This window comes from Bryobacter aggregatus MPL3 (assembly GCF_000702445.1).
GTDB lineage: Bacteria > Acidobacteriota > Terriglobia > Bryobacterales > Bryobacteraceae > Bryobacter > Bryobacter aggregatus.
Genome location: NZ_JNIF01000003.1, coordinates 318240 through 328130, shown reverse-complemented (window position 1 = coordinate 328130; position 9891 = coordinate 318240). Strand labels below are relative to the sequence as shown.

The 9891-nt window shown below is 58.1% G+C and carries 7 protein-coding genes; 2 read left to right on the top strand and 5 right to left on the bottom strand.

Annotation, left to right across the window (positions count from 1 at the left end; translation table 11 throughout):
- Nucleotides 1-6 precede the first annotated feature (6 nt).
- Together M017_RS0101845 and M017_RS0101840 are read left to right on the top strand one after the other, a co-directional pair.
- The gene (locus tag M017_RS0101845) at nt 7-720 is read left to right on the top strand and encodes a hypothetical protein (RefSeq protein WP_035957604.1); all 714 of its coding nucleotides are present in this window, start codon (nt 7-9) and stop codon (nt 718-720) included.
- A 126-nt stretch (nt 721-846) separates the two neighbouring features.
- On the top strand, nt 847-1581 hold the full coding sequence (locus M017_RS0101840) for a PEP-CTERM sorting domain-containing protein (protein ID WP_031495344.1): 735 nt from the start codon (nt 847-849) through the stop codon (nt 1579-1581).
- A 63-nt stretch (nt 1582-1644) separates the two neighbouring features.
- On the opposite strand, the gene M017_RS0101835 is transcribed toward M017_RS0101840, so the two are convergent.
- Genes M017_RS0101835 through M017_RS0101815 form a run of 5 tightly spaced genes read right to left on the bottom strand, consistent with a single transcriptional unit; the run spans nt 1645 to nt 9637 of the window.
- The gene (locus M017_RS0101835; RefSeq protein WP_031495342.1) at nt 1645-3684 is read right to left on the bottom strand and encodes a S9 family peptidase; all 2040 of its coding nucleotides are present in this window, start codon (nt 3682-3684) and stop codon (nt 1645-1647) included.
- 5 nt (nt 3685-3689) lie between these two features.
- Nucleotides 3690-4478, bottom strand: coding sequence for a prolipoprotein diacylglyceryl transferase (gene lgt / locus M017_RS0101830; RefSeq protein ID WP_031495341.1), 789 nt, complete (start codon nt 4476-4478; stop codon nt 3690-3692).
- A complete protein-coding gene (lspA, locus tag M017_RS0101825) occupies nt 4459-4983 on the bottom strand; it encodes a signal peptidase II (protein WP_031495339.1) in 525 nt (174 codons plus the stop codon). Before lspA ends, lgt begins: the two co-directional genes overlap by 20 nt.
- The gene (gene ileS / locus M017_RS0101820; RefSeq protein ID WP_031495338.1) at nt 4983-7790 is read right to left on the bottom strand and encodes an isoleucine--tRNA ligase; all 2808 of its coding nucleotides are present in this window, start codon (nt 7788-7790) and stop codon (nt 4983-4985) included. The genes lspA and ileS overlap by 1 nt, the downstream gene beginning before the upstream one ends.
- Before the next feature lie 17 nt (nt 7791-7807).
- Entirely contained in the window at nt 7808-9637 is a 1830-nt protein-coding gene (locus M017_RS0101815) for an ABC transporter ATP-binding protein (protein ID WP_031495336.1), read from the bottom strand.
- Nucleotides 9638-9891: the final 254 nt, after the last annotated feature.

Sequence of the window (9891 nt, the reverse complement as noted above, 5' to 3'; positions counted from 1 at the left end):
ATCAGTATGGCAGCAACATCTTGGGTCTCCAGCCGTCGCGCCTTCCTCTTGAGCGCTGTTTCGAAACGGATTGATATGGGTGGGATTCCGTTTGATGTGATCCGAAATGGCAATCCCAAACGGCACTATCTCCACATTCACGGGAATGAGTCCACCGCGCGTCAGGTGCTTCTCCAACATGCAAAAACGCACAAGGGAGAATACTTTTTGGTGATCGGCTCCAAGCGTCTGGTGACGGTCGGCGAATGCAGCATCGATCCCAATCGCATGTTCACTGTCGAGGGCGCGCGCAAGAGTCTCGAACGCTACAATTCCAACAAATCGTCGGTCCATCTTGCTGCGGCAATGGCGTTGCTGGATCGCGATCGCAGCCGCTTCCTCAGGCTTGTTGCGCCACCCAAAGACGGCGTTATGATCGCGATGCACAACAACTCCGATGGCTACAGCATTGCCGACGAAGTTCCCATCAGCGACCGGGTGTCGATGCCCGACAAAGATCACCCTCACGAGTTCATGCTGGCTACGAATGAGGCTGATTTTGAAGCTGCGTCCAAGGGGCCCTTCAACATCGTTCTCCAAAACACGGTACGGGACGATGATGGAAGCTTTTCTGTCTTGTCCGCTTCCCGAGGTCTGCGGTACTTCAATATCGAGGCCGCGAATGGCAACTTCAGCAAGCAGCAGGAGATGTTGAGCTTCCTGGACGGAGTTCTGGGATAGCGCAGAGTACTAGAAGCCACTGGTACTCCAGTCCATCGCGGGCAGGCGCTTCGTTGCAGTACGACACCTCGTTTTGTCCTACAGATTGCGCACGTTTCAGCTTCTAAACTCGAAGCTGTAAACGACATGCGCATCCAACTCAAACTCCTGCTCCTTGCGGCCAGCCTGCTGCTGATCTGGAGCAAAACTAGCCAGGCAACCCCGATTACGGTGTACGTCCGTGACGCTGAGGGTGGAGTGGATGGAAACAACCAGCCGGGAGGCTACTTCCGGGAAGACACCGTTCTGAATGAGAAGGGCACCATCGGTGCCGAGACAACGCCGGCGGGTGTCTTTTCTTTGGAGATGAGCTTCTCCAACCCGAACGGACCCTATCTACCGTTGCTCACCTATTGTGCCGATCCCAATTTGCCTCTTACGGTTTCTGACGCCGGTTTGCCGGGTGGCGCTTTCAATCTGGTGGCCTTCGCGGATCTTGGCTATAGTGCAAACGTCGTCCATGCAGTGGAACTGCTCTGGGCCAATGCCTTTGCGGAATCGCTGACCAGCGCCACCAAGTCTGCTGCCTTCCAGTTCATGATCTGGGAATACATTGATGATGTGAACCAGTCGAACCCCTTCAACCTGCATGCGGGGGACGTGAAGGTGAGTGACTCCGATGTCGCTGCACAAATTTACACCTGGAAAACCGAACTCAGCACCTGGACGCAGACCACGCAGCTGATGGTGCTCGATGGCCAGACCACTGGCAAGCAGAGTCTGTTCTACGATCCCGGTTCGAGCGTTCCTGAGCCCGGTACCTACGCCCTGATGGGCGCGGGACTCCTTGCCGTGGCTGCTTACCGCCAGCGGCGGAGCTAACTCAATCTCATCCTGTTTGTTTCTCCAACCTGATTGCGCCGGGCTCCCAGAGCCCGGCATTTTTTATTGGTGGCGGCCCACTGCCGCAATCGCAAACGCATAACTTCTCGCGAGTTCCTTCATGCGATCGTAGCGGCCGGAAGCTCCTCCATGGCCCGCATCGATATTCATATGCATCAGGATCTGATTGCTGCCTTGCTGATGAGCTCGCAGCTTGGCCACCCACTTCACCGGTTCCCAATACACCACCTGGGAATCGTTCATACCACCAAAGACATAGAGGTTCGGATAGGCCACTGGCCGCACATTGTCATAAGGCGAGTATGACTTCATGTACTCGTAAAATTCCTGCTGCTCCGGGTCGCCAAACTCATCGGCGTCAGTGGTGGAGAGAGGAATACTCTTGTCCTGCAGACTCGAGACGACATCCACAAAAGGCACACCAGCAATCACCGCCTGGAACAATTCGGGCCGCTCATTCATAACCGCGCCCACCAGCAGTCCACCCGCACTGCCGCCTTCGATCACCAATTGCTTCGGGTTGGTGTAGTTCTTTGCGATCAGGAACTCGGCACATGCGATGAAGTCCTGAAAGCTGTTTTTCTTCTTGAGTAATTTGCCGTCTTCATACCAGCTATAGCCCAGGTCGGTGCCACCTCGAATATGGGCGATTGCATAGGCAAACCCACGATCGAGCAGGCTCAGGCGCGTTGCTGAAAATCCTGGATCCATCGGAATTGCATAGGCGCCATAGCCATATAACAGCAAGGGGGCCTGTCCGTCTTTGACGAAGCCCTTCTTGTAGGCGATGCTGATCGGCACCACCGTCCCATCGGCACTGGTTGCCTGAACCCGTTCCACCGCGTAGGCTCCCGGATCATAACCGCCGAGCACTTCCTGCTGCTTGAGCAAGGTCCGCTCGCGCGACTGCATGTCGTAATCAAAAGTCGACTGCGGCGTCACCATCGAGGAATAGCCAAAGCGGAGCAACTGCGAGTCGAATTCGGCATTCGCACCGAAATGCAAACTATAGGCCGTCTCTTCAAACTGGATGTCGTGCGAGGTATTGTCTGCCAGGTGGACGATGCGTAAGGTATGCAGTCCATCCACGCGCAACAGGTACGCGGCATAGTTGGCAAACAAGATCATGCCTTCGACATAGCGGCCCTTCTGCGCGGCGATCACTTCCACCCAGTTCTGTTCTGCTGTGCTGGAGACGGGGGTGCGCACCACGCGGAAGTCGCGGCCTTGATCGTTGATACGAATGTAGAAGTGCTCGTTGTGGTGCGAGGCGTGATAGGAGATGCCTTCGCGCCGCGGGATCAACACTTGAAAGTGTGCCTCCGGCGTCTTCGCATCGACATATCGCATCTCACTAGTGAGCCCGGATTGGATGGTGAGCACCAGGAATTTCTTCGACAGCGTCTTGCCGATTCCAATCTGGAAGCGCTCGTCCTTCTCCTCGTAAAGCAGGACATCTGCGCTCGACGGCTGGCCCAATTCATGCTTCCAAAGCTGATAGGCACGCTTGGATTGCGGCTGCTGCATGGTGTACAGGATCGTCTTGCCGTCTTCGGCCCAAACAATACCGGAAGTCCGTGCGATGCTATCGGGCAACTCGAGGCCTGTCGCAATCTCGCGGATGCGCAGCGTGTACTCGCGATAGCCCGTCGTGTCCGTCGAGTAAGCAAGCAGCCTGCTGTCAGGGCTCACCGTCGAGGCCCCCACGGAGAAGAACGGATGCCCCGCCGCCATCTCATTCTGGTCGAGCAGAATTTCTTCTGCTGCCTCGAGCGAAGCTTTCTTGCGCGCGCTGATTGGATACTGCAGGCCTTCGACCGTGCGCGAGTAATAGTAATACCCACGATCGCGCACCGGCACACTGCTGTCTGTTTGTTTGAGACGGCCGAGGATCTCCTGATAGACCGTGTCTACCAGACCTTCGAGCGGGCGCATCGTCTCTTCGGTATAAGCGTTCTCAGCCTGGACATAAGCGAGAACGTCCGGGTCTTCGCGATGGCGCATCCAGAAGTACGGGTCCTGGCGAATGTCGCCAAAGGCCTCCAGTTCATGAGGCAGGGTCTTGGCGATAGGAGCAGTCATGTTCGTTATTCGGAGATCGGTCCTTTGGCGGGCCGGAAGAGAAGCCAGGCGCCCAGCATCAGGGTTCCCAGGCTGATCCATTGCGTGTGGACGAGCGGGATGGAGGTGAAGAGCGGTGGCTGATCATGATGACGCACAAACTCCACGCCAAAGCGAAGGATTGAATAGAGGATCAAATAGAGCCCAAACAATCCACCAGAACGCTTTCTCGGATCATGCAGCTTGAAGAGGATCGCGAAGATGGCCAGATCGCCAAAGACCTCGTAGAGTTGGGCCGGATGGAGTGGGACATTGAGCGGGACATTGGAGAATTCCTTCGCCTCGGGGTTGCGGAAGGTGACGGCCCAGGGACGATGGCACACATCGCCATAGCAGCATCCGGCGGCAAAGCAACCCATGCGGCCAATGGCATGGCCGAGCGCAATGCCGGGCGCAAAGCAGTCCATCGTCTTCAGGACGGGCAGGCCATGCTTGCGCATATAGTAAACCGCAAACACCAAGGCGAGGAGGAAGCCGCCCTGATAGACACCGGCGGCACGCAAAGTGGACAGCGAAATCATCTCCGCCGGGTTGTTGACGTAGTATTGCCAATCGAAGGCAAACATCATCAGCTTGGCGCCAATCAGACCGGTGATCGCGCAATAGATGACTAAATCCTGGATCTTCTGCGCGGAGAGGCCGGCTCGTGCTGCCAGTTTATTGGTGGACCAAAGTCCGGCAAGAAAGGCCAACGCCACCATCACCCCATAGGTGGGGATGAAGAAGCCGCCGATTTCAACGAGTTTCGGGAGCATTGTTTTGAGATTCCTGCTTGCGTGAAAGGAAGATGAGATCGATGGCCATCAGTGTGGCGCCTACGGTAATGGCGGAATCCGCCACATTGAAGCTTGGCCATTCATAGGAGCCCAGAAAGACTTGCAAAAAATCTGTGACACTGCCCTTGAGAATGCGGTCATAAAGGTTCCCAATCGCACCGCCAAAAACAAGCGCGAGCGAGAGGCGGTTCACAAGCGAACTGGGTGCATCGCGGCGCGTTGCCTGCCAGAGCATGGACGCAATCATGGCCAGAATGCACAGCGCCAGGCCCACTAACACCAATAGACGGACCCACTCCGGAGAAGTATTCAAAATTCCGAACGCCGCGCCGCGATTCCTGGCGTGCACGATATTGAACACCGACGGAATCACCTCGATCGTGTCGTAGAGCGAGACCTTGGTTTCGATCCAATACTTGGTCCCGCGGTCCAGGAGAAAGACCGCGGCGACGATGGCAAATGCCAGGGCGCGGCGCGCGCCCATTAGGCCAAGCCCAACATTTCAGTCACAGCGCTGGCGCAGGGGCCGCAGGCTGTGGGGAACTTGGCGTCGCTGCCGATATCCAGCCGGAACTTCCAGCAACGTTCGCACTTCACGCCGTCAGCCGGAAAGACTTCAACTGCCGTTTCTCCGCCAAGCTTCAACTCCACTTGCGAGGTGATGAAGATCGAAGGCAACTGGTCGCGGTAGCTGTCAAGCAGATCAAAGTCCTCGGCTCCCACCGTGAGCACCAGCTTCGCGGTCAGCGAGGCGCCGATCTGCGCTTTCTCGAGTGCCGGACGGGTGAGTTCGCGGAAGGCGAGCAGACGGTCCCAATTGCTGAGGCGGGCGAGTTGACCGGCATCGATGCCATCGGTCAGATCATCTGCTTTCGGAAACACTCCCACATGGATGGTGTCGTGATCTTCCTGGGCACGGGGGAAGGCGGCCCAGGCTTCTTCGCAGGTGAAGGCGAGAATCGGGGCCATCAAGTGGAGGAGGGCTTTTGAGATGCGATAGAGCGCGGTCTGCGCACTGCGGCGCGCCTGTGACTTGGTTGCCGTGGTGTAGAGACGGTCCTTGAGGATGTCGAAATAGATCGAGCTGAGGTCGACCGTCGCAAAGTTGTAGACCGCTTGATAGACCTTGTAGAAGGCATAGGCTTTGTAGTGCCCGAGGCAGGTCTCCACTAGCGTCGCGGTGCGCGCGAGAATCCACTGGTCGATCTCTTCGAGCTTGTCGCCATGGACCGCATCTGAGGCCGGGTCGAACTTGTCGAGGTTGCCGAGCGCATAGCGCAGCGTGTTGCGCAGCTTGACATAGGCCTCTGCCAGACGCTGCAGAATCACCGGTGACATGCGCACGTCCTCGTTGTAGGCGACGCTGGCCACCCACAGACGCAGCACTTCGGCGCCGTACTGCTTGATTACTTCTTCCGGCTCAATGCCGTTGCCGAGCGACTTGGACATCGCGCGGCCCTGCGAATCGAGAATCCAGCCGCCGGTGACGCACTCGCGATACGGCGCATGGCCGCGCAACCCGACGCCAATCAGCAGCGAGCTATGGAACCAGCCACGATACTGGTCTGCGCCTTCGAGATACATGTCGGCAGGCCAGGGAAGACCGTTCTCCTTGGTCAGCACCGCCAGGTGGCTCGACCCGGAATCGAACCAGACATCGAGGATGTCCTTCTCTTTGTGGAAATGGCCGCCACCGCACTTGGGGCAGGTGAAACCAGTCGGCAGGAGGTTGGCCGCGTCTTCGGCATACCAGACATCGGCCGATTCCTTGGCAAAACGTTCGAGGATCGGCTCCATCACGGCCTTGTCGGCGATGATGTGGTCGCAGGTGTCGCAATAGAACGCGGTGATCGGCACGCCCCAGGTGCGCTGGCGTGAAATCACCCAGTCCGGACGGCCCGCAATCATGTTGGAGATGCGTTCTTCGCCCCAGGTGGGGAGCCACTTCACATTGCGGATGGCATCGAGCGCATTCTGGCGCAGGTTGTTGCGCTCCATGCCGATGAACCACTGCGTCGTGCCACGGAAGATGGTGGGGTTGTGGCAGCGCCAGCAATGTGGATAGGAGTGGTGGTAATCCTTCTTGGCGAGCAAGGCGTTATGCTCTTCGAGGATGCGGATGACGATCGCGTTGGCGTCCCAGACGACCTTGCCGATCAGTTCCTCGGGCAGTGTGCCGCTGGCTCCTTCCGCATGGAAGAAGCGGCCTGCTGCGTCCACCGGGCAATAGGTGGGGATGCCATAGAGCTGCGAGACGATAAAGTCTTCCATACCGTGGCCGGGAGCGGTGTGCACGGCGCCGGTGCCGGCTTCGAGGGTGACGTGATCGCCAACCAGGCCGAGCGATTCGCGCTCTAGAAAAGGATGGCGGAAGACGGCCTTGTCGAGTGTCGAGCCATCAAAGGTGCCGAGGATCTGCGGCTCAGGCCAGCCGAGTTCTTTGGTGACTGCTTCGAGCAGGCCCTGGGCGACGATGTAGACGGCGTCACCCACTTGATTGGCGACATACTCATAGCGCGGATGGAAGCTGATCGCCATGTTCGCCGGGATGGTCCAGGGGGTGGTGGTCCAGATCAGTCCATAGACCTGCTTGCCTGCCAGTGCAGGATGGATTGTTGCCGGATCGCCTTGCAGGTGGAAGCGAACATAGATCGACGGCGAGACATGGTCTGCGTATTCGACCTCTGCTTCTGCGAGCGTGGTCTGGCAGTGCAGACACCAGTTCACCGGCTTCAGGCCCTTATAGACGTAGCCCTGGTCGTAGAAGTCGACAAAGGCGCGTGCGATGGCGGCCTGATACGGCGCGTCCATCGTCTTATAAACGTTGTCCCAGCGTCCAAAGATGCCGAGGCGCTGGAAGTCTTCGGTCTGCAGGCCGACATACTTGTCGGCATAGCGACGGCAGGCCTGACGGATCTGTACCGTCGTCATCTGCGCCTTTTTTGCACCGAGCTGCCCATCCACTTTGATCTCGATCGGCAGGCCGTGGCAATCAAAGCCGGGGACATAGGGCGAGTCGTAACCGGCCATGGTCTTCGACTTGACGACGAAGTCCTTCAGCAGTTTGTTGAACGCGTGGCCGAGGTGAATGTTGCCGTTTGCATAGGGCGGCCCATCGTGGAGGACGTATTCGGGGGAACTGGCACGCGAGGCTCGAATGCGCGCGTAGAGGTCCATATCGCGCCAGCGGGCGAGCATTTTCGGTTCGTTCTGCGGCAAATTCGCCTTCATCGCGAAGGAGGTTTTCGGCAGGTTGACGGTCTTCTTGAGATCCACTTCAGGCACAGTCATCGATCCTTCCATTGTATTCATCGATATCCGGCAGCTTGCAGCTCAAAGAGTTCGGCGTAGCGATTTCCCAGGGCGAGCAAGCCGGAATGCGTCCCTTGTTCGAGAATGCGGCCGTTTTCGAGCACCAGAATCTGGTCTGCCATGCGCACCGTAGAGAAGCGATGCGAGATCAGAACGGCCGACTTGCCGGCCGTCAGATTCGCAAATCGCTCAAACACTTCGTACTCGGCACGCGCATCGAGCGAGGCGGTGGGCTCGTCGAGGATCAACAGTTGCGCGTCGCGCATGTAGGCCCGGGCGAGCGCGATTTTCTGCCATTGGCCCTGCGATAGCTCAACGCCGCCTTCAAAGCGCCGGCCGAGCATCGTGTCGTAACCGCTGGCGAGAGTGGAGATGACGGAATCGGCGTAGCTCTTCTCGCTGGCCCGTCCAATCGCTGGAACGTCGCCCATCGCATCGATGGCGCCAAAGCCGATGTTGTCGCGGGCAATCGCGTCGTACTTCAGGAAGTCCTGGAAGATGACGCCAATCTCGCGGCGCAGGGATTCGGGGTCGTATTCGCGGAGGTCCACCCCGTCCAGCAGAATGCAGCCGCCGGTAGGGTCGTAGAGGCGGCACAGCAGCTTCACGAGCGTCGTTTTGCCCGCGCCGTTCTCGCCGAGGAGGGCGATTTTCTCGCCTGGCGCCAGATGGAAGCTGATGCCGTTCAGGACATTTTTCGTCGCGCCCGGGTAGGCGAACTCCACTTTGTCGAAAACGAAGCCATCGCGGATGGGCCGCGGTGCGGGCAGCGCATGCGGCGACACCGGCAAGGCTGGCTTCGTATCGAAGAATTCGAACAGGTCGCGGACATAGAGCGCCTGTTCGGCCACCCGGCTCAGATTCTGGAAGATCTGGCTCAACAGCGAGCGGCAATTGGAGAAAGCTCGGGTCAAAAAGATCAGATCGCCGACGCTGATTGCCCGGGCGATGGTCTGCTGCAGGATGTAGACGTAGCTCGCGTAATAGGCGCCGCTCGGCAGCAGACCCCAGAGGTAATTCACGGTCGCCCGGCGTACGGCCAGTTGGCGGTTCTCGGCGTAGAAGCGCTGGAACAACTCGTCCACCCGGTCGATCAGGTAGCCGGAGAGGCCGAAGATCTTCACTTCTTTGGCCGTGGTGTGGCTTGCGCCGAGCAGGCGGAGGTAGTCAATCTGGCGGCGTTCTGGAGTCCAGCGGTAGAGCAGAGAATAGGCCATCGCGGCGAAATGGCTTTCGGACCAGAAGACCGGAACCAGCGAAATCACCAGACAGGCGAAGAAAAGCGGCGAAAAGGCGATCACCGAGGCCGACATGGCCAGTAGCGACAGTGCCTGCTGGCCGAGACTAGCCACTAGAAACAGCATCGAGAGCCGGTCTGTGGTCTGCCGCCGGGCCCGCTCGAGTTTGTCCTGGAAGGCCGGATCTTCAAAGGTGACCAAATCGAGCGAGGCGGCGTGGCGCATCAGCCGGAGCGTGATGTGGTTCGTAAACAGATCGGCCAGCAGCGAGTCACAGAGGCCCATCAGGCGGCTCAACAGGTCGCTGGCCAGCACCAGAGCCAATTCGAGGGCCAGCAAGCGCCAGAGATGGGTGGTGGAGACGCCCGGTTGATTCGTAGCGAGGCCGACGACCTCGTCGACAAGCAGTTTCGAAACGTAAAGAATCGCGACGGGAAGAAATGCCGAAAGGGCGCGGCAGAGCAGCGAAGAGAAGGCGTAAATTGGCTTCGTTTGCCAAACTTCAGCGAGCAGCGGTGGCAGGTGGCGGAGCGCCTGAGCCCGCTCGCGCCAGGTTTTAGGTTCCCCGGCCGGCTGAGCTTTGCGCATAAACCATTTTAAATCGCCCTCCAGAGGCACGAAAGCCCACCAAACGGCTAGGTCTGGCGGGCTTCCTGCTGATGTTCAATGGGAGAATCGATTCGAACGGAAGTAAGCTTCCGTAAAAATCGTAGTGATTGGAGTTTATGGCCCATGGGCCGTGAAGTCAATCTATTTTCGAAACTTCTGTTAAGTCGCTCATTATCAATTAGATAGAGAGTGTGAAATTTTGTGGATATTCTGTTGAAAACATGTGGAAGATG

Excerpts from the sequence above, each read along its gene's own strand:
- M017_RS0101845 (WP_035957604.1), top strand. The coding sequence starts at position 7 with ATGGCAGCAACATCTTGGGTCTCCAGCCGTCGCGCCTTCCTCTTGAGC.
- M017_RS0101840 (WP_031495344.1), top strand. The coding sequence starts at position 847 with ATGCGCATCCAACTCAAACTCCTGCTCCTTGCGGCCAGCCTGCTGCTG.
- M017_RS0101835 (WP_031495342.1), bottom strand. The coding sequence starts at position 3,684 with ATGACTGCTCCTATCGCCAAGACCCTGCCTCATGAACTGGAGGCCTTT.
- lgt (WP_031495341.1), bottom strand. The coding sequence starts at position 4,478 with ATGCTCCCGAAACTCGTTGAAATCGGCGGCTTCTTCATCCCCACCTAT.
- lspA (WP_031495339.1), bottom strand. The coding sequence starts at position 4,983 with ATGGGCGCGCGCCGCGCCCTGGCATTTGCCATCGTCGCCGCGGTCTTT.
- ileS (WP_031495338.1), bottom strand. The coding sequence starts at position 7,790 with ATGACTGTGCCTGAAGTGGATCTCAAGAAGACCGTCAACCTGCCGAAA.
- M017_RS0101815 (WP_031495336.1), bottom strand. The coding sequence starts at position 9,637 with ATGCGCAAAGCTCAGCCGGCCGGGGAACCTAAAACCTGGCGCGAGCGG.